The organism is Sphingomonas adhaesiva, assembly GCF_036946125.1.
GTDB classification, from domain to species: domain Bacteria; phylum Pseudomonadota; class Alphaproteobacteria; order Sphingomonadales; family Sphingomonadaceae; genus Sphingomonas; species Sphingomonas adhaesiva_A.
On sequence record NZ_JAQIJT010000001.1, the window covers coordinates 144,669 to 170,004 of the forward strand.

Below are 25,336 nucleotides of genomic sequence, written 5' to 3' on the forward strand. Positions count from 1 at the left end.
GGAGGTTAGGCCCCCTTGAACACCGGCTTGCGCTTCTCCAGGAAGCTGCGCCCACCCTCGCGCGCGTCCTGCGTACCGCCGGCGATCCGCTGCCCCTCGGCCTCGGCGCGCAGCACCTCGTCGAGGGTGCCGTCCAGCGCGGTCATGATGTTGCGGCGCATCGTCGCCAGCGCGACGGTCGGCCCCGCCGCCAGCTTCGTGGCGAGCGCCAGCGCCTCGTCCTGCAACGCGGCATCGTCGACCGCCTTGTAGATCAGCCCCCATTGCTCCGCCTGATCCGCGCCGATCCGCTCGCCCAGCATCATCATCTGCGTCGCGCGCGCCTTGCCGATCGCCTTGGTCAGCAGCCACGTCGAGCCGCCGTCCGGCACCAGCCCGATGTTGACGAACGCCTGGAGGAAATAGGCCGAGCGCCCGGCGAAGACGAAATCGCCGGCCAGTCCGATCGAGCAGCCCACGCCCGCCGCCGGTCCGTTCACCGCGGTGACGACCGGCACCGGCAGCCGCATGATCTGACTGAGCGCGGGATTGTAATGGTTCATCAGCGCGCGGTGGCTGACGTCGCCCCCGCTGACCGCACTGTCACCGCCGCGCGCCTGAAGATCGGCCCCCGAGCAGAACGCCCGCCCTGCCCCGGTGATCAGCACCGCGCGCGCACCGTCAAGATTGTAGAGCGCGACCGACAGGTCGTCCGCCATCTGGAGCGAGGCGGCATTGAGCCGCTCGGGCCGGTTGAGCGTGACGACCAGGACGTCGCCCTTCTTCTCGGTCAGGATCGTTTCATATTCAGCCATGGCTTATTCCTCTCTCCTGCCCGTTCGTGTCGAGTAGAGACCGAGCTTGTCGAGGGCTCGTATCGAGACGCCTCGCCCATTCTCGATACGCTGTCTCGACGATGCTCGACAGCTACTCGACGCGAACGGATCATTGTCCGCGCTTCAATGCGCGCCCTTCGGCTCTTCCATCAATTCTACCAGCATCCCCCCGACATCCTTCGGGTGGACGAAGACGATCGGCGTGCCATGCGCCCCGATCCGCGGCTCCCCCAGCACGGTTGCGCCGTTCGCCGTCAGATGCGCCACCGCCGCATGGATGTCGGGCACCTCGAAGCAGACGTGATGCTGCCCGCCCGCCGGGTTCTTCTTCAGATAGCCTGCGATCGGCGACGTTTCGTCATACGGCTCAATCAACTCGATCTGCGTATTGGGCGCGTCGATGAAGCACACCTTCACCCCCTGCGCCGGCAGGTCGAACGGCTCCCCGATCGCGTCGGCGCCCAGCAGCGTGCGATAGGTCTCGATCGACTTGGCGATCGACGGCGTCGCGACGCCGACATGGTTGAGGCGGCCGAGGTTCATGCGCTTGCTCCATCCGTTCCGACCTGCCCGACGATCGCCGGATACAGGTCGCGCCAGTGCGGGTTTGCCGCCTCGATCAATGCGATTTTCCGCGCACGCGAGCCCGCCTTGATCTGCTTTTCGCGACCGATCGCCGCGTCCATCGTGTCGGCCATGTCGAACCACACCAGCGTCTTGCAGCCATATCGCCTGGTGAAACCCTCGACGGCGCCGTCACGATGTTGCGCCACGCGCCGGATCAGGTCCGAGGTGACGCCCGCATAGAGCGTCCCGTTGCGCCTGCTCGCCATCATGTACACCGCCGGCTGCTTCACCTCAGCATTCCTTCGTCATTGCGAGCGCAGCGACGCAATCCAGGGTCACGAGCGCCACGCTGGATTGCTTCGCTGCGCTCGCAATGACGACCATCGAGCTCACAACGGAATGTTGTCATGCTTCTTCCACGGATTCTCGAGCGTCTTGTGCCGCAGCTTGCGCAGCCCCAGCGCGATCCGCCGCCGCGTCGAGTGCGGCTGGATCACCTCGTCGACGAAGCCCTTGCTCGCCGCGACGAAGGGATTGGCGAAGCGCGCCTCGTATTCCGCGGTCTTCTCCGCGATGCCGTGCTCGTTCAGCCCGCGGAAGATGATCTCCACCGCACCCTTCGCGCCCATCACCGCGATCTCCGCGGTCGGCCACGCATAGTTCAAGTCACCGCGCAGATGCTTCGACGCCATCACGTCATAGGCGCCGCCGTACGCCTTGCGCGTGATGACCGTGATCTTGGGCACCGTCGCCTCGGCATAGGCGAACAGCAGCTTCGCGCCGTGCTTGATGATGCCGTTATGCTCCTGCGCCGTGCCCGGGAGGAACCCCGGCACGTCGACGAAGGTCACGATCGGGATCTCGAACGCATCGCAGAAGCGCACGAACCGCGCCGCCTTCTTCGACGAATTGATGTCGAGCACGCCCGCCAGCACCATCGGCTGGTTGGCGACGATGCCGACGGTGCGCCCCTCCACCCGGCCGAAGCCGGTGATGATATTGCCGGCGTGCGCGGGCTGCACCTCGAAGAAGTCGCCCTCGTCGACGACCTTCCGGATCAGCTCGTGCATGTCGTAGGGCTGGTTGGCGCTCGCCGGGATCAGCGTGTCGAGGCTGTCCTCGATCCGGTCCCACGGATCGTCGGTCGGCCGCTCCGGCACGCCGTCCCGGTTCGAGGCGGGCAGGAAGTCGATGAAGTCGCGCGCCGCCAGCAGCGCCTCGATATCGTCCTCGAATGCGACGTCGGCGACGCTGGTCTTGGTGGTGTGGGTGACGGCGCCGCCCAGCGCCTCCTGCGTCACCACCTCGTTCGTCACCGTCTTCACCACGTCGGGGCCGGTGACGAACATATAGCTCGAATCCTTCACCATGAAGATGAAGTCGGTCATCGCAGGCGAGTAGACCGCACCGCCGGCGCAGGGGCCCATGATGAGGCTCAGCTGCGGCACCACGCCCGACGCCAGCACGTTGCGCTGGAACACCTCGGCATAGCCGCCCAGCGACGCGACGCCCTCCTGGATGCGCGCGCCGCCCGAATCGTTCAGCCCGATGACCGGCGCGCCGACCTTCATCGCCATGTCCATGATCTTGCAGATCTTCTGCGCATGCCGCTCCGACAGCGAGCCGCCGAACACCGTGAAGTCCTGCGAGAAGACGAAGACGAGCCGCCCGTTGATCGTCCCCGACCCGGTGACCACGCCGTCACCGGGAATGATCTGGTCCTGCATCCCGAAGTCGACGCAATTGTGCTCGACGAACATGTCGAGCTCCTCGAAGCTGCCCTCGTCGAGCAGGACGTCGAGCCGCTCGCGCGCGGTCAGCTTGCCCTTGGCGTGCTGCGCATCGATCCGCTTCTGCCCGCCGCCGGCGCGCGCGGCGGCGCGGCGCTTCTCCAGTTCCGCGATGGTGGACGACATCCAACTCTCCTCATGGCGCGAACCGCCTTCCTGCCCCCGGTCGCGGCGCAGGGCAAATGCGAAGTTGCGAACTTGCGAAGATGCATGTTGCGAAATACTCGTCACCCCGGGCCTGACCCGGAGTCCCGCTTTCTGTTTCCCGTTACGCAGAAGTGGGACCCAGGCTCGAGGCCGGGGTAACGGCAACCGGAATCAACATGAAGCAACGCCTCTACGCCGGACAGCAGCTGCGCACATTGCGCCGCATCGCGGGCCTCAACCAGCGCGCGATGGCGGCGCGGCTCGGCCTGTCGGTCAGCTATCTGTCGCAGCTGGAGGGCGACGAACGCCCGCTCACCGCCGCGGTCACGGCGGCGCTGGCGCAGCATTTCCCCGCCGCGCTGGCGGGGATCGAGGGCGAGGCACCCGCGCGCCGCCTCGCCGCGCTCGCCCATGCGCTCGCCGATCCCGCGGTCGCGCCGATGCCCGCGGACGAGATCGCCCGGCTGGCGGAGGAGCGCCCCGACCTCGCCGATCGCCTGATCGCGCTACACGCCGCCAAGCGCGCGACCGAGGAACGCGTGGCGCTGGCGGAGGAAGCGATGACTGCCGGGGTCGGCGGGGTCGGGGGGCGCCTGCCGTGGGAGGCGGTACGCGACTGGTTCCACGACGCGGGCAATTACGTCGACGGGCTCGACCGCGCGGCGGAGGCGCTGGCGGGCGATCCGGCCGCGACGTTGCGCGGGCACGGCGTGGCGATCGCCGCCGACAATGACGAGGATGCGCCGCTCGCCCGCTTCGACGGCGCGACGCTGACGCTCAACGCCGCGCTGCCGGTCGAAAGCCGCAATTTCCTGATCGCGCACCGCCTCGCCGCCATCGCCTTCGCCGAACCGATCGCCGCGATCGTCGCCGCGGCCCCGCTGACGCAGCCGCAGGCGCGCCGGCTGCTCTCGATCGGCCTCGCCAATTACGCCGCCGGCGCGCTGGTGATGCCGTACCGCGCCTTTCGCGCGGAGGCGCGCCGCGTGCGCCACGACATCGACCGGCTGTCGCGCCGCTTCGGGGTCAGCTTCGAACAGGCGTGCCACCGCCTGTCCACGCTGCAACGCCCGGGCGAGGAGGGCATCCCCTTCTACTTCTGCCGCGTCGACATGGCGGGTAACATCACGAAGCGCCACTCCGCCACGCGGCTGCAATTCGCGCGCTTCGGCGGCGCCTGCCCCCTGTGGCACGTGCACGAGGCGGTCGCGATCCCCGACCGTATCCTGGTCCAGCATGCCGAAACGCCCGACGGCGTCCGCTACGTGTCGATGGCGAAGGGGCTGGTGAAGCCCTCGGGCCGCTTCGCGCGAGCCCCGCGCCGCTATGCGGTGGCGCTGGGGTGCGAGGCGACGCACGCCGCCGATTTCGTCTATGCCGATGCCGCCGATGCGCGTGGGGCAGCGACCCCGATCGGGATCAGCTGCCGGCTGTGCCCGCGTACCGACTGCGACCAGCGCGCCTTCCCCCCGACCGACCGCGCGATCGCGGTGGAGGGGGAAGTGCGCGGCGTGGTGCCCTATCGCGTGGTCTGACGCCCCCGCCGAACCGTCAATCCGCGAACGGATCGCGGACCAGGATCGTGTCGGCGCGCTCCGGGCTGGTCGACACCAGCGCCACCGGGCAGCGGATCAGCTCCTCGACGCGGCGGATGTACTTGATCGCCTGCGCCGGCAGGTCGGCCCAGCTGCGCGCGCCCGCGGTCGACTGCTGCCAGCCCTCCATCGTCTCATAGACCGGCTCGACCGCCATCTGGTCCGCGGCATGCGACGGGAAGTAATCCAGCACCTCGCCACGCAGCCTGTAGCCGGTGCAGATCTTCACCTCGTCGAACCCGTCGAGCACGTCGATCTTGGTCAGCGCGATCCCGGTGATTCCGCCGACCGCGGCCGACTGGCGCACCAGCACCGCGTCGAACCAGCCGCAGCGGCGCTTGCGCCCGGTCACGGTGCCGAACTCGTGCCCGCGCTGCCCCAGCCGCTCGCCGGTGTCGTCCGCCAGCTCGGTCGGGAACGGGCCGGAGCCGACCCGCGTCGTATAGGCCTTGGCGATCCCCAGCACGAAGCCGACCGCCGCCGGCCCCAGCCCCGATCCGCCCGCCGCGGTGCCCGCGATCGTGTTGCTGGAGGTGACGAAGGGATAGGTGCCGTGATCGATGTCGAGCAGCACGCCCTGCGCGCCCTCGAACAGGATGCGCTTGCCGCCCTCCTTCGCCGCGTTCAGGTCGCGCCACACCGGCTTGGCGAAGGGCAGCACGAACCCCGCGATCTCGCGCAGCTCGGCGACCAGCGCCTCGCGGTCGATCGGCGGCTCGCCGAACCCGGCGCGCAGCGCGTCGTGATGCGCGGTCAGCCGGTCGAGCTGGGGCCCCAGGTCGTCGAGATGCGCCAGGTCGCAGACGCGGATCGCGCGGCGCCCGACCTTGTCCTCGTACGCCGGGCCGATGCCGCGCCGCGTCGTCCCGATCTTCCCCGCGCCCGACGCATCCTCGCGCAGGCCGTCCAGGTCGCGGTGGAACGGCAGGATCAGCGCGCAGGTATCCGCGATGCGCAGCGTCTCCGGCGTGGCGACGACGCCCTGCGCGCCCAGCCGCTCGATCTCCGCCTTCAGCGCCCAGGGGTCGAGTACGACGCCGTTGCCGATGACCGACGGCGTCCCGCGCACGATCCCCGAGGGCAGCAGCGACAGTTTGTAGACGTTCTCGCCGACGACGAGCGTGTGGCCGGCGTTATGCCCGCCCTGGAAACGGACGACGACATCGGCGCGCTCGGCGAGCCAGTCGACGATCTTGCCCTTGCCCTCGTCGCCCCATTGCGCGCCGATGACTGCTACGTTGGCCATGGATACAGGTCTCCGCCTGCCGGGCGAACCCGCGCGCCCTTCGACAGGACTCGGCGCACGAGTGGTTCAGCGATGGTTCGCGGCGCGGTTAGCCGCGGTGGTCGACGGGGTCAACCGTGCGGTGGCAAGGGGACCGACCTCCCTACTCCATGGCCCGCCGTCCACATCAGCCGTCATTGCGAGCGTAGCGAAGCAATCCAGGGCGTCTCGGTCCGGCCCTGGATTGCTTCGCTACGCTCGCAATGACGCTAGAGGATCGTCGCGATTCCGAACCCGACCACCCCTTGCCCCCTTACGGCTTGGCGGGCGGTTCCGCCGCCAGCGCCTTGTCCTTCTGCGCGGCGGGATCGACCGAGGGTGCGCCCGAGGCGGGGCTGCCCTGGTTGGCGATGTCGGCGGTGTCGCCCTTCGTCGCGTCGGTCACGTTGGCGACCGCGCCGTCCTTCGGCGCCGCAGCGCCCGCCGCGGGGGCGGCCGGCAGCGGCAGGTTCGACCCCTGCTGGTTCATATAGGCGATGAGGTCCGCGCGATCCTTCGGATTGCCGAGCCCGGCGAAGGTCATCTTGGTACCGTTCGCGAACTTGCGCGGGCTGGTCAGCCACGCGTCCAGCTTTTCGAAGTCCCACGTGCCGCCGACCGACTTCAGCACCTCGGAGAAGGCGAAGCCGCCCTTGCCCTGCCCGACGCCCTCGCCCAGCGTGCCGTACAGGTTCGGGCCGATGCCGTTGGCGCCCCCCTGGTTGATCGTGTGGCACGCGGCGCACTTCTTGAAGACCTCGGCGCCCTTGGCCGGATCGGCCGTGGCGAGGCGTACCGCGATCGGCTCCGCCGCTTCGGCACCGCCGCCACCGGCCTCCTCGACGCCCTCGATCGCATAGCCCATCTTCTCGGGACGCTCGCCGTGGAATATCATGCCACCCACGATCGAGAGGCCCAGTGCCGCACCCGCACCCGCCAGCACCCAGCCCGCAATCGTGTTGTTCCGATCGTCCATGTCGCGCTATCCGCCCCTTTTAGATGCCCACCCCATAGAAAAGCCCCGTCCACACCGCAAGCGCTTGAGCGAAGCGCCGGCGTCTTCTACCCAGCGCGGCCATCATGGACAGCTACGCCGCCCCCGCCCGCTCGCTCGTCGCCGCCCTGGCCGCCGCCGCCGGCGCCGATCCGTCGCGCGCGGTCGCCTTTCAGGGCGCGCCTGGCGCGAACAGCCATGTCGCGGTGACCGAAGCGTTCCCGGACGCGCTCGCGCTCCCCTGTTTCAGCTTCGACGATGCGCTCGACGCGGTAAAGGACGGCCGCGCCGACCGCGCGATGATCCCGATCGAGAATTCGCTCCACGGCCGCGTCGCCGACATCCATTTCCTGCTGCCCGAATCCGGGCTGGTCATTACGGCCGAGCATTTCCTCGGCATCCGCCACGCGCTGATCGGCTGCGGCCCGAAGGACGGCGTGCGCCAGGCGATGAGCCACCCGCAGGCGCTGGGCCAATGCCGCCACTGGCTGAAGGCGCACGGGATCGAGCCGGTCAACTACGCCGACACCGCCGGCGCCGCCGCGCTCGTGGCGGAGCGGCGCGACCCCGCGATCGCCGCGCTCGCCCCGCCGGGCGCGGCGGCGCTCTACGGCCTCGACCTGCTCGCGACCGACATCGCCGACGCCGACCACAACATGACCCGCTTCGTCACGCTGGCGCGCGGCACGAAGCCGCTGCTGGGCGAAGGGCCGTGGATGACGACCTTCATCTTCGAGGTGCGGAACGTCCCCGCCGCGCTCTACAAGGCGATGGGCGGTTTCGCGACGAACGGCGTCAACATGACCAAGCTGGAAAGCTACCAGCGCGGCGGCAGCTTCGCCGCGACCGAATTCTTCTGCGATGTCGAGGGGCGCCCGGGCGACCCGGCGTTCGACCGCGCGATGGAGGAGCTGGGCTTCCATTGCAAATGGGTCCGCGTGCTCGGCACCTATGCGCAAGCAAGGGCGCGGGGCTAGTTGCCCCCTGCCGTCGCCCCGGGCTTGAGCCGGGGTGACGAAAGGGACGCATGCGCCGCCTTCAGGTCCTCCACGAAGCGCGCATATTCCGCCTCCCGCGCCGCCTCGTCGGGCAGCCGCAGCAGGTAGCTGGGGTGCACCGTGATCCACGCCGCCCCCCCGTCGGGCAGCCGCTGCGCCCGCCCGCGCTCGCGCGAGATCGTCATCGTCCGCCCGAACAGGCTGCGCGCCGCGGTCGCGCCCAGCGCCACCGTGACAGCGGGGCGCAACAGCATCTGTTCCTGCTCGATCCACCAGCGACACGCATCGATCTCGCCCGCATCCGGCCTGGCATGGATGCGCCGCCGCCCGCGCGGCTCGAACTTGAAATGCTTCACCGCATTGGTGACATATGTTTCCGCGCGCGTGATGCCCGCGGCGGCCAGCGCGCGATCGAACACCTGTCCCGCCGGTCCGACGAAGGGATGCCCCGCCAGGTCCTCCTGGTCGCCCGGCTGCTCGCCGACGAACATCATGCCGGCGTCGAGCGGCCCTTCGCCGAACACCGTCTGGGTCGCCGGCTTGTACAGCGGACAGCGCGTACACCCCGCCGCTTCCTCGCGCAGCGCCTCCCACGCCGCGGTGACGTTTCCGCCCATGTCCGACCGTGACGTCGCGATCATTCCGCTCTCCCGTGCCTGCGCGCTCGCCAGCAGCTGCGGCACCAGCGCGGTTTCCGGCATGTTCTTCCAGTATTTGCGCGGCATCTCCTTCAGCATCGCGCCGACCTTCACGCGCGCGGGATTGAAGATGCTGGCGTAATAGGTCTTCCACACCTCCTCGACGGGGTCGCCGTCCGGCGCCTCCGCACGCGACGCCCCCGGCCCCTCCGACAATGCCCTGCCGTCCCAATGGAGCGATACCCCGGGCGTCAGGATCGACCAGCGCATGCTGGCGAAGCGGTTGACGAAGAAGGCGGCGTTGGCGCGGACGATATGATGCTCCGGCTCGAACCAGGCGACGTAGCGCGTGCCGCCTTCCTCCTCGCCCCTCTCCTCGACGGCACGGAAGCGCAGGAAGGCGCGCATCTTGTGGATGTCGCGCCGCACCGCCTTCGCCAGCCCCTCCAGCCGCCGCACCAGCGGATCGGCATGGTCCTCCGCCAGCTTCGGCGCGTCGCGCAGCCGCCACAGCATCGCATAGAGCAGCGCGAACCGCTCCGGATCGGCGTGAAGCGCCGCGTCGCCCGCGAGGGCGAGGAACGCGCGCGACACCCGCAGCGGTGCGCCGGTCGGATCGGCACGCGGCGCCGCCGCGGCCTGGGCGAACAGATCGGTCGAGGCATCGCCCAGCTGCCATACGACGCGGTCGGGTGGAATGTCGTCCGCGATCAGCCCCCGCGCGGCACCGCGCCACGCGTCGACATCGTCGGGGGCGGGCAAGGTGACGGTGCGCATCTAGGACGCACCACCCCCACCCGCATCGTCATTCCCGCGAAGGCGGGAGTCCAGACACGCTGACGCCGCGACCATCATCGAAACGTCGGCGTATCTGAATCCCCGTCTCCGCGGGGATGACGGCGCGAAGGAACGCCTCACTCGCGCTCGTCGCCCCCCGGCGGGTTGGCACGCGCCAGTTCCAGCTCCTCGGGCTTGCGCTCCTCATACGTTTCCGCCAGCCGTTCCTCGGTCGTGCTGTCGAGCTCCTTCTCCGCGGCGGGGAACATCTCTTCCTCCTCCTCGTCGATATGATGCTCGTAGCGGTGGCGCATGTGGAAGAATTTCGACTCCCATTCGTCCGATGCAAAATCCAGGTCCATCATCTCGCCCAGCAGGTCGTCGACCTCCTTGTGCTCGGCGACCGAATGCCGCGCATCGTCGCGCAGATCGGGGTTGCTCAGCATCTCGGCATAAAGCGATTCCTCTTCCGCCGCGGCGTGGCTCTGCACCTCCAGCCGGAAGTCCTCGAACAGCTTCTGCCGCTTCTTCGCATCGCCCTTCAGCTCGGCAAGTTCCTTCAGCATCTTGCGCTGCTTGTCGTGATCGCGCTTCAGATCGGCGTAGATTGCGGCGGTCGCCATCGGACATCTCCTTCGCCACCGACAGCGCACGACCGCGCGCACCGTTTCACCCGCGAGTCATTCTCACGCGGCGAACAATTCCAGCTGTTGCGTCCTTGCCTTCGGCGCGACCAGCGGCGTCAGATCGGCACGGTCCGCCAGCACCACCGGGCGCCAGTCCTCGGTCGTGATGAACGGCCGAACGCGCGCGATCGACACCGTCAGCCGCGCGACATCGTCCAGCCGCAACCGCCGCCAGCGCCGCGCCGCCAGGATGCTCGCCACCGCCTTCGTCCCCAGCCCCGGCACGCGCCACAGCAGCTCGCGCGGCGCGCGATTGATGTCGACCGGGAAGCGCTCGCGAAATTTCAGCGCCCACGCCAGCTTGGGGTCCATATCGAGCGGCAGCATCCCCGTCGCCGCATCGGTCGCCGCCACCACCTCCGCGGGCTGGAAGCCGTAGAAGCGCATCAGCCAGTCCGACTGGTACAGCCGGTGCTCGCGCATCAGCGGCGGGCGCTGGAGCGGCAGCACCGCGGACGCGTCCGGGATCGGGCTGAAGGCCGAATAATAGACCCGCCGCAAGCCGAAGCGGTCGTACAGCGCCGACGCCCTGGTCACGATGTCGCCGTCCGTCGCGGCATCCGCCCCGACGATCATCTGCGTCGACTGCCCCGCGGGCGCGAACGTCGGCGCCGATCTGTAGCGCTTCTTCGCATCCGCCGTATCGACGATCGCGCTCTTCATGTCGCGCATCGCGCCCTCGATCCGCGCCCCGTCCTTCTCGGGCGCCAGCCGCTTCAGCCCGCCCGCGGTCGGCAGCTCGACGTTGATCGAGACGCGGTCGGCAAACAGGCCCGCGCGATGCACCAGCTCCGGATCGGCGTCGGGGATCGTCTTGAGGTGGATGTATCCGCGAAAATGATGATCCTCGCGCAGCGACCGCGCCACCTCGACGATCTGTTCCATCGTATAGTCCGACGAATGGATGATCCCCGACGACAGGAACAGCCCCTCGATATAATTGCGCCGATAGAAGGACAGGGTGAGGTTCACCACCTCCTGCGCGGTTAACCGCGCGCGCCGCACGTTCGAGCTCTTGCGGTTGATGCAATAATGACAGTCGAAGATGCAGCTGTTGGTCAGCAGGATCTTGAGCAGCGAAATGCACCGGCCATCAGGGGCATAGGCATGGCAGATGCCCATCCCCTCGGTCGAACCCAGCCCCTTGCCGTCCTTCGAGTTCCGCTTCGCCGTGCCCGACGACGCGCAGGACGCATCGTACTTCGCCGCATCGGCGAGGATCTCCAGCTTCCGGCGGGTGTCGAGTTGCGCCATATGTTCGATGTATGTTCGCGCGCGCGCCTTGTCGAGGGCGAACCGTGCTGCCATGGATCAAGTCGATGAAGCGTATCGTCGATCGGCTCGGCCCCAACGGCCCCTATCTGGCGCTGGCCCTGACCTGCCTGCTCGGCTGGGGGTTCAAGGCGCATTGCGGCGCGGGCTGGACCGGCAGCGAACAATATACCACCGGCTGTTACAGCGACGCCGTCCCCTTCTGGGGGATGCGCGGGCTGGCCGACGGCAAGGTGCCGTACTTCCAGGCGCGGATGGAATATCCGGTGCTGACCGGCGCGCTGATCTGGGTCGAGGCGCTGTTCGCGCGGGTCACCGCCGGCGTCCGCGCCGATGCCGCCACCTTCCTCAACGCGGTCGTGCTGGGCAATGCGATCCTCGCCTTCGCCATTCTGGAGATGATCCGGGGCGTCGGCCTGTCGCTTCGGCGCCAGTATGCCTGGGCACTGGCGCCGCCGCTTGTCCTCTACCTCGGCCACAATTGGGACCTGCTGGCCGCATCCTTCGCGGTAGCTGCGATGCTGGCAGCCCGTCGCGACCGGCGCGTCCGCGCCACCGCGCTCGCTGCACTGGGCGGCGCGGCGAAGCTCTTCCCGGTGCTGATGCTGCCGCTTCTCGGGCTGGGCGCGCTGTTCGCACCCCGACGCTCCCACCGGGACCGTTTCGTCGGCGCGGCGTCGCTGGTCGTCGTGGCGATCGCCGCATGGGGCGCGGTGAACCTGCCGGTGGCCGCGCTCGCCTTCGACAACTGGCGCGAATTCTACGCCTTCTCCGGCGAGCGCCCCGGCACGGCGGCGAGCATGTGGGAGCTGATGGCGCAATTCGGCTGGTGGATCACCGACGTGCCGACGCGCAACCTGTGGTCGTTCCTGCTGTTCGCCGGCGGCGCGGCGACGATCGTCGCGGCTGGATGGCGGCGGCATGGCGAACAGCCGTGGCTGCTGTTCACCCCGGTGCTCGCGTGGTTCCTGCTGACCAACAAGGTGTGGTCGCCGCAATTCGACCTGTGGCTCTGGCCGATGCTGGTGCTGACCGGCACGCGCGCGCGCCCGATGGCATTGTTCCTGCTGGGCGACGTGGCCGCCTATTTCGCCGAATTCTGGATGTTCGCCGGCATGGAAGGCGCCTCCCCCTCCGCCACCCACACCGACATCCTCACCGCCGCCCTGGTCCGCGCCGTTGCGATCCTGTGGCTGATCCACGCGGCGGTCCGCGACCCGGCGCCGAGTTGGGCGCGATTCACGCGAAGCCGCGAAGACGCAAAGGCGTAGCGCCCGGCGCAAAGCGCCCTTACTGGATCGCGCAGAGGAAGACAGGCCCCCGCCGTCCCCGAGCGCTCCATCTTCGCGTCTTCGCGTCTTCGCGAGAGAAAGGGATACACGCGGAGGCGCGGAGGCGCGGAGGCGCGGAGAGCATCGGCACCGCCCTCTGCGTCCTTCGCGTGCTCTGCGCGAACCAGAAAAAAAGAGCCGCCCGTGGCGGCTCGGAACGACCCCGGCGCCGGCCTGAATCGGATTCACGCGAAGCCGCGAAGACGCGAAGGCGGAGCGCCCTTACTGGTTCGCGCAGAGCACGCAGAGAACGCAGAGGAAGACAGGCCCCCGCCGCCCCCGAGCGCTCCATCTTCGCGTCTTCACGTCTTCGCGAGAGAAAAGGATTCACGCGGAGGCGCGGAGGCGCAGAAAGCATCGGCACCGCCCTCTGCGTCCTTCGCGTGCTCTGCGCGAACCAGAAAAAAAGAGCCGTCCGTGGCGGCTCGGAGCGACCCCGGCGCCGGCCTGAATCGGATTCACGCGAAGCCGCGAAGACGCGAAGGCGGAGCGCCCTTACTGGTTCGCGCAGAGTACGCAGAGAACGCAGAGGAAGACAGGCCCCCGCCGCCCCCGAGCGCTCCATCTTCGCGTCTTCGCGTCTTCGCGAGATAAAAGGATTCACGCGGATGCGCAGAGAGCATCGGCACCACCCTCTGCGTCCTCCGCGTGCTCTGCGCGAACCAGAAAAGAGAGCCGCCCGTGGCGGCTCGGAACGCAGCAACAGACGCCACACCTCCGCGTCTTCGCGCCTCCGCGTGAACCCGATCTACTCCGCCGCCAGCAATTCCGCCGCCTGAAGGTCCACCGACACCAGCCGGCTCACCCCCTTTTCCACCATCGTCACCCCGAACAGCCGGTGCATCCGGCTCATCGTCACCGCATTGTGCGTCACGATCAGGTACCGCGTGTCGGTTTCCTGCGTCATCCGGTCGAGCAGGTCGCAGAATCGCTCGATATTCGCATCGTCCAGCGGCGCATCCACCTCGTCCAGCACGCAGATCGGCGCCGGATTCGTCAGAAACAGCCCGAAGATCAGCGCCACCGCGGTCAACGCCTGCTCGCCCCCCGACAATAACGTCAGCGATTGCAGCCGCTTGCCCGGCGGTTGCGCCATGATCTCCAGCCCCGCCTCCAGCGGATCGTCCGAATCCACCATCGCCAGATGCGCCTGCCCGCCGTCGAACAGCGTCGTGAACAGCCGCCGGAAATGCCCGTCCACCGCCTCGAACGCCGCCAGCAGCCGCTGCCGCCCCTCGCGGTTGAGCGTCCCGATCGACCCGCGCAGCCGGTTGACCGCCTGCCCCAGCTCGTCGCGTTCCGCCGCGGTCGCGCTGCCCGTCGCCTCCAGCTCGGCCAGTTCGCGCTCCGCGACCAGATTGACCGGCCCCAGCCGCTCGCGATCGAGCGTCAGCCGCTCGTGCGCCTGCGACTCGGCCTGCGGCGTGGCCACCGACCCGCTGTCGAACCCCGCCTTCTTCGGCAGCACGGGGGCGGGACATTCGAACCGTTCGCCCGCGACCCGCCCCATCTCGACACGGCGCAGGTCGTGGTTCTCCGCCCGCGCCGCCGCCCCCGCGCGTGCCTCGCGGGCGGCGGCGAGCGCCTCGTTCGCGCGCGCCTGCGCCGCATCGGCTGCGCGTACCGCGCTATCCGCATCCCGCTCCGCCGCCTGCGCGACATCTGCCGCCTCCTGCGTCTCGCGGTGCGCGGTCTCCAGCGTCGCGATCTGCGCCGTCAGCTGCGCCGGGCGATCGACCAGTCTCTCCAGCTCCGCGCCCAGATCGCCCGCGCGCTTGTCCATGTCGCCGATCCGCCGCGCCGCCTCGCCTGCGCGCGCGCGCCAGCCCTTCGCCTCCGCGGTTCCCGCCGCGCGCCGCTCGCGCGCGGTCGCCAGCATGCGGTCGTGCGAGGTGCGATCGGCCCGCGCCAGCGCCACCTGCGCGCGCGCCGCCTGCGCCTCGGCCTGCAACCGCGCGACCTCGCCCGCCGCGCCGCTGCCATCGGGGAGCGCCTCCAGCGCAGCCTGCGCGCCGTCGCGCTCGCGCTCCGCCTCGGCGACGTCCGCCGCCGCACGCTCCGCCCGGACGGTCAGGTCCCGGCGCTGCTCCGCCAGCCGGTCCAGTTGCGCGGCGGCGCGATCCTCCTCGCGCTGTGCGGCGCGCTCCTCTTCCTCCGCCCTGGTCAGCAGCGCGCGCGCCGATTGCGCCGCACCGCGCGCGCGCGCGATCCGCTCGTCGACCGCCGCGCGGCGCTGCGTCGCCTGCGCCACCGCCGCCTCGACGCCGGGCCGCTCGGCCTCGATCGCGGCCAGCCGGTTGCGCCGCTCCATCCGCTCCGCCGCCGCCGCGCCCCCGCCGGTGGTGATATAGCCGTCCCACCGTCGCAGCCGCCCCTCGCGCGTGACCAGCCGCTGCCCGGGCGACAGCGGCTGCCCCGAATCCGCCTCCACCAGAAAGATCTGCGACAGCCGCCGCGTCATCGCGTCCGGCGCGGTGACGCGCGCGGCGAGCGGCAGCGTCCCCACCGGCGCCGGCGGGTCGGTCTTGCGCACCGCCGACCCGCGCCAGTCCTCCAGCGAGGATTCCAGATCGTCCCCCAGCGCCGCCGCCAGCGCACGTTCGAACCCCGGCTCCGCGCTGATCGCATCGACCAGCCGGTCGCCCGCCTCGCGCGTGGCGCGGCGCAGCGCCGCCGCCTCGCCGTCCAGCGCCGCGAGCGCGGCGATCGCCGCGGCGCGCGCCGCCTCCGCCGGATCGCGGTCCTCGCGCGCCTCCGCCTCGCTGGTATCCGCCCAGTCGAGCGCCGCGCGCGCCTTCGCCGCCTGCTCGCGCGCCGTCGCCTGCGCCGCCGCCGCGGCATCGCGCGCGGCCTCCAGCACCGCCGGGTCGTCGAGGGACGCGAGCGCACGCGTCACCTGCTCGCCATCGCGCACCGCGCGATCGTGGCGCGCCTGCGCAGCCGCCAGCGCGGCGGCGGCAACGCGCCGCTCCGCCGCCTCCGCCGCCTGCGCCGACAGCGCCTGCGCCAGCGTCACCTCGACATCGCGCGCCGCACGTTCCGCGTCGGACAGCGCCTGCTCCAGCGCAGGGACCGCCGCGGTCGCCTCGGCGATACGGCGGTCGAGGTCGGCCGCCTCCTCGCCCAGCCGCGCCAGCGCCTCCGATGCGTCGTGCGCCAGCGCATCCTCACGCGCGCGATCCTCCGCGATCCGCCTGGCGGTGGTCTCCATCTCCAGCAACCGGCGCTGGAGCCCGTGGCGCTGCTCTCGCGCGCGGGTCAGCTGATGACCCACCTCGCCCGCCCGGTCGCGCGCCGCCAGCGCCGCGGAGCGCGCGGCCGCCAGCGTCGCCGCCGCGTCGCGCTGTGCGGCCAGCGTCGCCTGCTCCGCGGTCGTCGCGTCCGCGACCGCGCGGTCCGCCGCCGCCGCCTCGGCGCGCGCCGCCTCCGCCGCCGCCGCGGCATCGCGCCAGCGCGCATAGATCATCCGCGCCTCCGCCACGCGGATCCGCTCCGACAGCAGCCGATAGCGTTCCGCCGCGCGCGCCTGCCGCCGCAGCGCCGCGACGCGCGTCGCCTGGTCCGCCATCAGTTCGTCGAGCCGCGCCAGATTGGCCTCGGTCGCGCGCAGCCGCGCCTCGGCATCCTTGCGCCGCACGTGGAGGCCCGCGATCCCGGCGGCTTCCTCCAGCATCGCCCGCCGCTCGCCGGGCTTCGCCGAAATGATCGCGCCGATCCGGTTCTGGCTGACCAGCGCGGGCGAATGCGCGCCCGTCGCCGAATCGGCGAACAGCAACTGCACGTCCCTGGCGCGCACGTCGCGCCCGTCGATCCGGTAGGCGCTGCCCGCGCCGCGCTCGATCCGGCGCACCACCTCGCTTTCGGTGGCGCCGTCCGGGCCGTCGACCTCGGCCAGCAGCGCGACCTCGGCGAAGTCGCGCGGCGGACGCGTCGCGGTGCCCGCGAAGATCACGTCCTCCATGCCCGCGCCGCGCATCGACTTCGCGCTGTTCTCGCCCATCGTCCAGCGCAGCGCTTCGAGCAGGTTGGACTTGCCGCAGCCGTTGGGGCCGACGACGCCGGTCAGCCCGGGCTCGATGCGCAGGTCGGCCGGGTCGACGAAGCTCTTGAAGCCCGTCAGCCGCAGCCGCTTGATCCGCATCGCGCCCCCCGCCAGCCGCCGGGCGTCAGGCGCCCGCGTTCTTCAACGCGCCCTCGACCGCCTGCCACGTCACCGCATTGTCCAGCTTCTGCCCGTTCAGGAAGAAGGTCGGCGTGCCGGTGACGCCCGCGTTCGAGCCTGCGTCCATATACTTCACCAGCGCATCGATCTGCTTCTGGTCGCTCAGGCAGGCGCGGACCTGCGCCTCGGTCAGCCCGCGCTGCTTGGCGAAGTCGATGAAGCCCAGCTTCTCGGCCCAGGCGGTGAAGATCTTCGCCGGGGGCTGCCCCTGCAACTGCTGCTGGAACGCGCCTGCATCCTCCATCCTGGGCAGTACCTGCGGCTGTTCGGCGAACATCTGCTCCAGCATCGGGAAGAACGGCTGCGCCCCGGCGCAGCGCCCGATCAGCGCGGGCGCGAAATCGGGCGCGCCGTGGACCAGGAACTCGCGGAACTCGTACGACACCTTCCCCGCTTTGACGTAATTGTCGATCAGCGGGCGCATGCCGGTGTTGGCGAAGGCGCCGCACGTCGGGCACAGCCGCGAGCCGTACTCGACCAGCTTCAGCGGCGCGTCGGGATTGCCCATCACATAGCCGCCCTCCGGCGTCGCGGCCACGGTCTGCGTCCAGTCCTGCCCGGCGGGCGCACTGACCGCCGCGACCGAATTGGCGGGCGCGGCGACGTTGCCGTCCCCGCCCGAGCCGCATGCCGCCAGCAGCGCCGCAGGGATCAGCGAGAGGATCGCGATACGCTTCATCATGTCACTCCATCACTTCGCGCCGGCGGCGCGCAATTGCGGTTGCAGCTGGGCCCAGCCGACATTCTGCACCAGGCGGCCGTTGATGCGGAAGGCCGGCGTGCCCTGCACCCCGCCCTGCGGCCCCGCGCTCGTCGCCTCCGACACCGCCAGCACGCGCTTCACCGCGGCATCGCTGGCGAAGCAGGCGTCGATCGCCGGCGCGGGGGCACCCGCGGCGCGCGCGATCGCGGTCAGCCCGGCGCCCTCGGCCATCGCCTTCATCTGCGCCAGCTGCGGCCAGCTGGCGATCCGCTCGCGATTGCCCTCGCCCCATTCGCCCGCACGCTCGATCCATTGCATCTGATCGGCGAAGACGCGCTCGTGATAGGCCGGCCAGGCGCGCGGCCCGACGCAGCGCGCCAGCGTGGCCGCAATCAGGTCGAGCCCGTCGTGCACCTGGTTGCGCACCTCGACGCTCAGCGTACCGGAGCGCACCATCGACGTGACGACCGGCTTCGATTCGGCGGCATAATGCGCGCAGTGCGGACAGGTGTAGCTGACATATTCGACCAGCTTCACGCCCGCCCTGGGATTGCCGGTCACGTAGCTTCCCGTGGCGACCGGCGTGACGACGGCGGTCCACGGCCGCGCCGGGGCGGCGGCGGTGATCGGCGCGGCGAGCAGGACCAGCGCCGCAAAGGGCAGGAAACGGCGCATCAGCGGACCTTCGGCAGGGTGAGAGGGGGCGCGGCGACACCGGCGGCGAGCGCCTCCAGCACCGCCTTCAGCTCGGGATCGGCGATCGTCTTCAGGCTCTCGCCCATCTCGGACGGCGCGGGCGCCAGCGTCGGCGCGACGCGCCGCTCGGGACGCTTGCTCACCTCGCCCTGCCGGATCGCGACCTTCACCACCGCGCCATAGCCGAAGAAGCGGTTGACCCGCTCGATGATCTCCGGCGTCAGGTGCGTCATCATCGGTGCGTGCGCGCCGCGCACGACCAGCGTCAGCGTGCCGTCCTGCTTCTTGCCCATCGGAAAGCGGATCGATTCGGGGGTGCTGACCGCCGACAGCCGCTCGCCGACGATCTCGGGCCAGCGCGACACGACCGCGGACTGGACGAAGCCGAATTTGCGAAACGCCGCGCCGCCGATCGCGGGCAACAGCTCGGCGACCGCGCGCGAGCGGTTCTGCCGCTCGGGCTCGGCCTTGGGCGGCTTCGGGGTGGGGGCGCGCTCGCGCTTGCTCATTTGCCGCCCCATGCCATAGCCGGGGCATGGACGCCAAGCGCCGCGACGTCGCCCCTTTGCTGCTCGACTGGTACGACCGTCATCGCCGCGACCTGCCCTGGCGCGCGCGCGCGGGCGAGACGCCCGATCCGTACCGCGTCTGGCTGTCGGAGGTGATGCTCCAGCAGACCACCGTCGCCACCGTGCGCCCGCGCTTCGCCGCGTGGACCCGGCGCTGGCCGACCTTCGCCGATCTGGCCGCGGCCGGCGACGAGGACGTCATGGCCGCCTGGGCGGGGCTCGGCTATTACGCCCGCGCGCGCAACCTGCTCGCCGCCGCACGCACGATCGCGCGCGATCACGGGGGACGGCTGCCCGATAGCGAGGCCGCGCTGCGCGCGCTGCCCGGCTTCGGCGACTATACCGCCGCCGCGGTCGCCGCGATCGCCTTCGGACGGCGCGCGGTCGTCGTCGATGCCAATGTCGAGCGCGTCGTCGCGCGGCTGTTCGCGATTCGCGAGCCCCTGCCCAGCGCCCGCCGCGCGATCCGCGCCGCCGCCGGGACGATCACGCCTGACACGCGCGCCGGCGATTTCGCGCAAGGAATGATGGACCTGGGCTCTGCGATCTGCACCCCGCGCAAGCCCCGCTGCCTGCTGTGCCCGATCGCGACTGCGTGCGACGCGCTCGCCGCCGGCGCGCCCGAGGCGTTCCCGGTCAGGAAGCCCAAGGCGGCGCGCCCGCACCGCCACGGCACGATCTTCTGGCTGGAGCGCGACGGCGCGGTGCTGCTCGTGCGCCGCCCCGATACCGGGCTGCTCGGCGGGATGCGCGCCTTGCCCACCGGCGCGTGGAGCGATGCCCCGCCGGGGCTGGCCGACGCCCCCGCGGATGCGGCGTGGCAGGTGCTGGACGAGCGGGTCCACCACGGCTTCACCCATTTCACGCTCGACCTTGCGCTGGCGGTCGCGCGGACGCATCACGCGGTGAATACAGGCGAATGGTGGCCGATCGCGCGGCTGGACGAGGCGGGGCTGCCCACCTTGTTCGCGAAGGCGGCCGGGATCGTGAGGAGAGCGGAACGATGAAGGCGAGATCGATGCTGGCCGCCACGCTGGTGCTGGCCGCCGGCGGCAGCGCGCTGGCGCAGCAGGCGCGCCCCGCGCCCGCCCTCCCCGGCGATGCCGAGGCCCGCGTCACCCCCGCCTTGCCCGCGACGCAGGCGCTGTTCGACGGCTATGTCGCGCAACGGCGCGTTCCCGGCATCGTCGGCGCGTTCGGGGTCGGCGACGCTCCGACGGCCTTCGTCGCCTCGGGCCGGATCGCCTACGACCCGTCCGCCCCCGCCGCCGGGCCGGACAGCCTGTGGCGCATCTATTCGATGACGAAGCCGATCACCGCGATGGCGGCGATGATCCTGATCGAGGAGGGGAAGATCGGGCTCGACGATCCGCTGTCGAAATACTTCCCCGCCTTCGCGCGCATGCGCGTGCTGACCAGTCCCGACACGTCGCTCGAGTCGAAGCCGGCGACCAGGCCGATCACGATCCGCGAACTGCTCACCCACACCGCCGGCCTGGGCTACAACATCAACGCCAAGGGACCGCTGCTCAAGGAATACGAGCGCCTCGGCATCCTGCCGGCGCAGCTCAACGCGCCCACCGAGGCGCAGGCGCGCGCGGTACGCCCCAAGACGCTGGAGGAATTCGCCAACCGCGTCGCGACCGTGCCGCTGATCGCGGAGCCGGGGACGACGTGGCATTATTCGATCGGCCTCGACATCATGGGCGCGGTGATCGAGAAGGCGAGCGGGATGCCGTTCGACCGCTTCGTCCAGACGCGGCTGCTGGACCCGCTCCAGATGACCTCGACCTTCTGGCACGTGCCCGCAGGCGACACGAGCCGGTTCGCCACCAATTACGCGGTCGTCGACGGGCGGAGCCTGCCGATCGACCCCGCGGCGACATCTCCCTATCGGCAACGCCCCAGCTTCCCCTATGGCGGCGCGGGGCTGGTGTCGTCCGCGCGCGACTACGACCGCTTCCTCCACATGGTACAGGACAGCGGCACGCTGGACGGCGTCCGGGTACTCAAGCCGGAGACGATCGCGCTTGCGACCTCCAACCTGCTGCCCCCGGGCGTGACCTTCACCGGGGTGACGCCGGGCGCGAACACCAACGCCGGCTACGGCGCGGGCGGCTATGTCATCCTCGCGGACAAGCCCGGCGTGATGGCGGGCACCTGGGGCTGGGACGGCGCGGCCAACACCGTCGCCTGGGCCAATCCGAAGCGGCGCATGCGCGGCGTGGTGATGGTCAACATCTTCCCGCCCGGCTCGCTGCCGCTGCGCGCCGAGGTGCCGCGCGCGCTGTTGGCGGATGCGGCGCGGATGAACACGCCTGCGGGAGCGCTCAAGTGATCGCCCCGGCCATTCCAGCGCCCGGCTTCACCGGCGGCCTGCTCGACCGCGCCGATCATCTGCGCCACGATGCCGATGCCTTCGCCAGCGCGATGGGCAATTGGCAGGCGCGCCTGCTCAAGCTGCACGATTTCGAGCCGGAGGTGACCGAGGACGGCCGCCTCGCGTGGACCATGCTGACCGAGGCGCCCGACGAGGCGGAGTTCGTGCTGCTCGGGCTCGACAACGGTCGCCCGCGCTTCGCCGCGGTGATGCCGGGGCAGGCCGCGCCGCCGCCCTTCCGCTCCCCCAACCTGTTCGCATTGCTCGACCAGATGCAGCCGGGCGAGGCGGCGACCTTCGCCGCCGCCCGCTCCCTGATCGACTGGCATGCGCGGCATCCGTTCTGCGCGCGCTGCGGCGTGAAGACCGCGATCTTCCGCGCCGGGTGGGGCCGGAAGTGCGACGGCTGCGGCACCGAGCATTTCCCGCGCGTCGATCCGGTCGTCATCATGATCGCCGAGCATGACGGGCGCGCGCTTCTGGGCCGCCAGCCGTCCTGGCCGCGCGGCCGTTACTCCGCGCTCGCCGGCTTCCTGGAGCCGGGCGAATCGATCGAGGAAGCGGTGACGCGCGAAATCTCGGAAGAGGCCGGGATAAAGGTGACGAACGTCCGCTACATCGCGAGCCAGCCCTGGCCGTTCCCGTCGCAGCTGATGATCGCCTGCGTCGCGACCGCGGCCGACGATACGCTCACGCTCGACACCAACGAGCTGGAGGATGCGATCTGGGTGACGCGCGACGAGGTCCGCGCGGCGCTGGCAGGCGAAGAGGCACCGTTCCTCGCACCCCCGCCCTACGCCATCGCGCACACGCTGCTGGCGACCTGGGCGGAGGGAGCGTAGCACCACCCCGGCGAGGGCGGGGCCTTTGCAAAAGGCCACACCGTGCTCCTGCGTAGGCAGGAGCCCAGGGTCGCAGGTCCCATAAGGCGTTGATGTGCTGGGCCCTGGGCTCCTGCCTGCGCAGGAGCACGGCGTGGGCTCGGTGCTGTTGCACCTGTTTTTGCAAAGGTCCCGCCTTCGCCGGGGTGGCATAGGGCGATATCAAAGCTCCCGCGGGTCCGGCCCCATCCGCCCGTCGGGATCGTCCATCGCATCGATCCCGGCGATGTCCGCGTCGCTCAGCCGGACGTTTCGCGCGCCCCAGTTGCTCTCCAGATGGTCGGGATCGGCGGCCTTGGGGATCACCGACAGCCCCTTGGCCAGATGCCAGGCGATGATGACCTGCGCCGGGGTCGCCCCGACGCGCTCGGCTATGGCGACGATCCGCTCGTCCTTCAGCGTCGCGCCCTGCCCCAGCGGGCTCCAGCTCTGCGTCACGATGCCGTGCGCCCGATTGTATGCCTGCACCTCGCGCTGCTGGAACGTCGGGTGCAACTCGATCTGATTGACCGCCGGTGTCACGCCGGTCGCCTCGACGATCGCGTCGAGATGCTCGGGCAGGAAGTTCGAGACGCCGATCGACCGCGCCTTCCCCGCCTCGCGAAGCGCCACCAGCCCCTTCCACGCCTCGACGAACTTGCCGCCCGCGGGATGCGGCCAGTGGATCAGGTACAGGTCCACCGCCTCGCGCCCTAGCAGTGCCAGGCTCGCGTCGAGCGCGCCTTCGGCGTCGCCGTGCTGGTCGTGCCACAGCTTGGTCGTCACCCAGACGTCGTCATGGCCCAGCCCGTCGCCGACGCCGCGCTCGTTATGATACAGCGCCGCGGTGTCGATCAGGCGGAAGCCCAGGTCGATCCCGGCGCGTACCACCGGCGCCACCTGCGAATCGGGGATCTGATAGGTGCCGAGCCCCAGCTGGGGCATGCTGCGGCCGTCGTTCAGGGTCAGGTCGGTCATCCGCCACGAACCGTCGCTGGCGCGTGCGGTTCCCGCTTTCGCGCTTCCCTTTCCGGCGCGTCTGTCGCAGGGGCGCGAACATGGTCGAGAAGATCCTTGCCGCACTGGCGCTGTTCGCCGTCTCCGTGATCCGCGCCGGTGGCTATTGGGGCGTCGCCCTTCTGATGGCGATCGAGAGCGCCTGCATCCCGCTGCCGTCGGAGATCATCATGCCCTTCGCGGGCTATCTGGTCTCGACCGGCGAGATGAACCTGTTGCTCGCCGCGACCGCGGGCGCGCTGGGGTGCAACCTGGGCTCGATCGTCGCCTATGAGATCGGGCGGCGCGGCGGGCGGCCGATGGCCGAGAAGTTCGGCCGCTACGTCCTGATCGGCCCGGGCGAGCTCGACCTCGCCGATCGATTCTTCAACCGCTGGGGGACGTGGGCGATCCTGATCGGGCGGATGCTGCCGGTGATCCGCACCTTCATCGCCTTCCCCGCAGGCGTCGCACGGATGAAGCTGATCCCGTTCCACGTCTACACCTTCGTCGGCAGCTGGCCGTTCTGCCTGCTGCTCGCCTGGATCGGCGCGACGCTGGGCGACAAGTGGAACAGCGACCCCCGGCTGAAGGCGTTCTTCCACCGCGCCGATGCAGTCATCGGCGTGGTGCTGGTGGCGGCGATCGCCTTCTACATCTGGCACCGCGTGAAGGGGCTGAAGAAGGCGGAATAACTGCCGCACCGTCGTCGCTGCGAGCGTAGCGAAGCAATGACGACGGTGCCCCCCCCCCCCCCCCCGCCTTAAAACCCCCGCCGCGCCGCCAGCGCCCGCAGCCGCTCGTCGCGCCCCGGCGCCAGCTGCGCGACGCGCTTCTCATAGGCCTCCACCGCCGCCACGCCCGCGCGCTCGGGCGAGCCTGCATCGAACGGCGGCGCGGGATCATATTCCAGCGACAGCTGCACCGCGCGCGCATGCGCCTCGCCGCGGATCAGCGCCATCAGCGTCAGCGCGAAGTCGATCCCCGCGGTCACCCCGCCGCCCGTCACGCGGTTGCGGTCGACCACCACGCGCTCCGCCACCGGCTCCGCACCGAACAGCGGCAGCATATGTCGTTGCGCCCAATGGCACCCCGCCTCGTACCCGCGCAGCAACCCCGCGGCGCCCAGCACCAGCGAGCCGGTGCACACGCTCGTCACCCAGGTCGCCCCCTCCCCGATGCGACGGACCCAGTCCATCGTCCGGTCGTCGGCGATGACCTGCATCGTCCCGAACCCGCCGGGGATGCACAGAATGTCCGCCGCGGTCACCTCGTCGAAGGTGGCGGTGGGCAGGATCGAGAAGCCCGCGTCGGTCGGCACCGGCTCCAGCGTGGCGGCGACCAGGTCGAGCCGGGCATTGCCCAGCCGCGACAGCACCTGCGCCGGGCCGGTCAGGTCCAGCTGGGTCACGTCGGGGAACAGCAGGAAAGCGATTCGCAGCGTCTCGGTCATGCCACAGGCTCCTTCGTCACGAGGGTGCCCAGGCGCGCGGCGGAAAAGTCGGGGTCGCGCTTCCCCGCGGTGCTCCGCGAATGCGCCAGTCACGCGACCGGGCGGATGCTATCAGCCCGCCCGCACCCTGTCACGGCACATCGTTGGCGCCCTTCGCCGCGGCGCGCTGTTCGCGCTTCCACCGCGTGGCGTTCTGCACGACGCAGCCCGTCGCGCTGTTCGCGCCGACCGTGGAACAGGTGCCGACCCCGACGTTGCCGACCTCCTGGTTCGCCTGCACCTGCGTCGCCCAGGACTGGTTCTCGGGCGTCACCTCGAAATTGCGCAGCTCCTTGGGGATGCGGAACTGCTCTTCGGCGGGACGGCGCGAGCACACCACGATTTCCTCGCCATTGGCGTTCGTCGGGCATCGCTCGTTGCCATAGAGCACCAGTACCCCGTTGACCGGCGCACTGCGCGAGGCGCCGCCCGCCAGACCCCCGGTCTTCGGCTTGCGCACCATATCGGGAGACGGCGGTCCGCTTTGCGCCAGCGCCGCTGCGGGCAGCAGGGCGAACGACAGCAGCAGGGCGACAGCACGCAT

General features: G+C 70.6%; 23 protein-coding genes and 1 riboswitch. Of the genes, 7 read left to right on the plus strand and 16 right to left on the minus strand.

Going from position 1 to position 25,336, the window contains the following annotated elements; all coding sequences use genetic code 11:
- Nucleotides 1–5 precede the first annotated feature (5 nt).
- From PGN23_RS00675 to PGN23_RS00690, 4 genes are all read right to left on the minus strand, one after another.
- Nucleotides 6–794, minus strand: a complete 789-nt coding sequence (locus PGN23_RS00675; protein WP_335300863.1) for an enoyl-CoA hydratase-related protein — start codon at nt 792–794, stop codon at nt 6–8.
- A 144-nt stretch (nt 795–938) separates the two neighbouring features.
- On the minus strand, nt 939–1,358 hold the full coding sequence (mce, locus tag PGN23_RS00680; RefSeq protein WP_335300865.1) for a methylmalonyl-CoA epimerase: 420 nt from the start codon (nt 1,356–1,358) through the stop codon (nt 939–941).
- Nucleotides 1,355–1,651, minus strand: a complete 297-nt coding sequence (locus tag PGN23_RS00685; protein WP_335302041.1) for a GIY-YIG nuclease family protein — start codon at nt 1,649–1,651, stop codon at nt 1,355–1,357. Before PGN23_RS00685 ends, mce begins: the two co-directional genes overlap by 4 nt.
- Before the next feature lie 120 nt (nt 1,652–1,771).
- Nucleotides 1,772–3,298 (minus strand): acyl-CoA carboxylase subunit beta, encoded by a 1,527-nt coding sequence (locus PGN23_RS00690; RefSeq protein ID WP_335300867.1) that lies wholly within the window; start codon nt 3,296–3,298, stop codon nt 1,772–1,774.
- Nucleotides 3,299–3,495: 197 nt separating this feature from the next.
- Between PGN23_RS00690 and PGN23_RS00695 the strand changes: the two genes are divergently transcribed.
- A complete protein-coding gene (locus PGN23_RS00695; protein ID WP_335300869.1) occupies nt 3,496–4,854 on the plus strand; it encodes a helix-turn-helix domain-containing protein in 1,359 nt (452 codons plus the stop codon).
- Nucleotides 4,855–4,870: 16 nt separating this feature from the next.
- Here the strand turns inward: PGN23_RS00695 and PGN23_RS00700 are convergent, their stop codons facing one another.
- Together PGN23_RS00700 and PGN23_RS00705 are read right to left on the minus strand one after the other, a co-directional pair.
- Nucleotides 4,871–6,160 carry an adenylosuccinate synthase gene (locus PGN23_RS00700; RefSeq protein WP_335300871.1) on the minus strand — a complete coding sequence of 430 codons (1,290 nt, stop codon included), beginning with the start codon at nt 6,158–6,160 and terminating at the stop codon, nt 4,871–4,873.
- A 292-nt stretch (nt 6,161–6,452) separates the two neighbouring features.
- Entirely contained in the window at nt 6,453–7,154 is a 702-nt protein-coding gene (locus tag PGN23_RS00705; protein ID WP_335300873.1) for a c-type cytochrome, read from the minus strand.
- A 104-nt stretch (nt 7,155–7,258) separates the two neighbouring features.
- Between PGN23_RS00705 and PGN23_RS00710 the strand changes: the two genes are divergently transcribed.
- On the plus strand, nt 7,259–8,149 hold the full coding sequence (locus PGN23_RS00710) for a prephenate dehydratase (protein ID WP_335300875.1): 891 nt from the start codon (nt 7,259–7,261) through the stop codon (nt 8,147–8,149).
- On the opposite strand, the gene PGN23_RS00715 is transcribed toward PGN23_RS00710, so the two are convergent.
- From PGN23_RS00715 to PGN23_RS00725, 3 genes are all read right to left on the minus strand, one after another.
- The gene (locus PGN23_RS00715) at nt 8,146–9,585 is read right to left on the minus strand and encodes a UdgX family uracil-DNA binding protein (RefSeq protein ID WP_335300877.1); all 1,440 of its coding nucleotides are present in this window, start codon (nt 9,583–9,585) and stop codon (nt 8,146–8,148) included. The genes PGN23_RS00710 and PGN23_RS00715 overlap by 4 nt on opposite strands.
- A gap of 137 nt (nt 9,586–9,722) precedes the next feature.
- The gene (locus PGN23_RS00720; protein WP_335300879.1) at nt 9,723–10,208 is read right to left on the minus strand and encodes a hemerythrin domain-containing protein; all 486 of its coding nucleotides are present in this window, start codon (nt 10,206–10,208) and stop codon (nt 9,723–9,725) included.
- 63 nt (nt 10,209–10,271) lie between these two features.
- Nucleotides 10,272–11,525 carry a putative DNA modification/repair radical SAM protein gene (locus tag PGN23_RS00725; protein WP_335302042.1) on the minus strand — a complete coding sequence of 418 codons (1,254 nt, stop codon included), beginning with the start codon at nt 11,523–11,525 and terminating at the stop codon, nt 10,272–10,274.
- Nucleotides 11,526–11,590: 65 nt separating this feature from the next.
- Here PGN23_RS00725 and PGN23_RS00730 point away from each other — a divergent pair, with 65 nt between their 5' ends.
- Nucleotides 11,591–12,814: a hypothetical protein gene (locus tag PGN23_RS00730; protein WP_335300881.1), complete on the plus strand. Its 1,224-nt coding sequence runs from the start codon at nt 11,591–11,593 to the stop codon at nt 12,812–12,814.
- Nucleotides 12,815–13,622: 808 nt separating this feature from the next.
- Here PGN23_RS00730 and smc read toward each other — a convergent pair.
- From smc to PGN23_RS00750, 4 genes are read right to left on the minus strand one after another with little or no spacing between them, the layout of a single operon-like run.
- Nucleotides 13,623–17,015, minus strand: a complete 3,393-nt coding sequence (smc, locus tag PGN23_RS00735) for a chromosome segregation protein SMC (RefSeq protein WP_335300883.1) — start codon at nt 17,013–17,015, stop codon at nt 13,623–13,625.
- 25 nt (nt 17,016–17,040) lie between these two features.
- Entirely contained in the window at nt 17,041–17,778 is a 738-nt protein-coding gene (locus tag PGN23_RS00740) for a thioredoxin domain-containing protein (protein ID WP_335300885.1), read from the minus strand.
- A gap of 9 nt (nt 17,779–17,787) precedes the next feature.
- Complete coding sequence (locus PGN23_RS00745; protein WP_335300887.1) at nt 17,788–18,474, minus strand: DsbA family protein; 687 nt, start codon at nt 18,472–18,474, stop codon at nt 17,788–17,790.
- Nucleotides 18,474–19,016, minus strand: a complete 543-nt coding sequence (locus PGN23_RS00750; protein ID WP_443019702.1) for a DUF721 domain-containing protein — start codon at nt 19,014–19,016, stop codon at nt 18,474–18,476. Before PGN23_RS00750 ends, PGN23_RS00745 begins: the two co-directional genes overlap by 1 nt.
- Nucleotides 19,017–19,030: 14 nt before the next feature.
- Here PGN23_RS00750 and PGN23_RS00755 point away from each other — a divergent pair, with 14 nt between their 5' ends.
- From PGN23_RS00755 to nudC, 3 genes are read left to right on the plus strand one after another with little or no spacing between them, the layout of a single operon-like run.
- A complete protein-coding gene (locus tag PGN23_RS00755; protein WP_335300891.1) occupies nt 19,031–20,071 on the plus strand; it encodes an A/G-specific adenine glycosylase in 1,041 nt (346 codons plus the stop codon).
- Nucleotides 20,068–21,402: a serine hydrolase domain-containing protein gene (locus tag PGN23_RS00760; RefSeq protein ID WP_335300893.1), complete on the plus strand. Its 1,335-nt coding sequence runs from the start codon at nt 20,068–20,070 to the stop codon at nt 21,400–21,402. Before PGN23_RS00755 ends, PGN23_RS00760 begins: the two co-directional genes overlap by 4 nt.
- Nucleotides 21,403–21,413: 11 nt before the next feature.
- On the plus strand, nt 21,414–22,286 hold the full coding sequence (nudC, locus tag PGN23_RS00765) for an NAD(+) diphosphatase (RefSeq protein ID WP_335302043.1): 873 nt from the start codon (nt 21,414–21,416) through the stop codon (nt 22,284–22,286).
- A gap of 201 nt (nt 22,287–22,487) precedes the next feature.
- Here the strand turns inward: nudC and PGN23_RS00770 are convergent, their stop codons facing one another.
- Nucleotides 22,488–23,282 carry an aldo/keto reductase gene (locus PGN23_RS00770; RefSeq protein WP_335300895.1) on the minus strand — a complete coding sequence of 265 codons (795 nt, stop codon included), beginning with the start codon at nt 23,280–23,282 and terminating at the stop codon, nt 22,488–22,490.
- 80 nt (nt 23,283–23,362) lie between these two features.
- Here PGN23_RS00770 and PGN23_RS00775 point away from each other — a divergent pair, with 80 nt between their 5' ends.
- Complete coding sequence (locus PGN23_RS00775) at nt 23,363–23,995, plus strand: DedA family protein (protein ID WP_335300897.1); 633 nt, start codon at nt 23,363–23,365, stop codon at nt 23,993–23,995.
- A 68-nt stretch (nt 23,996–24,063) separates the two neighbouring features.
- On the opposite strand, the gene PGN23_RS00780 is transcribed toward PGN23_RS00775, so the two are convergent.
- Nucleotides 24,064–24,753 (minus strand): DJ-1/PfpI family protein, encoded by a 690-nt coding sequence (locus PGN23_RS00780; RefSeq protein ID WP_335300898.1) that lies wholly within the window; start codon nt 24,751–24,753, stop codon nt 24,064–24,066.
- 19 nt (nt 24,754–24,772) lie between these two features.
- Nucleotides 24,773–24,856: riboswitch (ZMP/ZTP riboswitch) on the minus strand.
- A gap of 27 nt (nt 24,857–24,883) precedes the next feature.
- Nucleotides 24,884–25,336, minus strand: a complete 453-nt coding sequence (locus tag PGN23_RS00785) for a hypothetical protein (protein ID WP_335300899.1) — start codon at nt 25,334–25,336, stop codon at nt 24,884–24,886.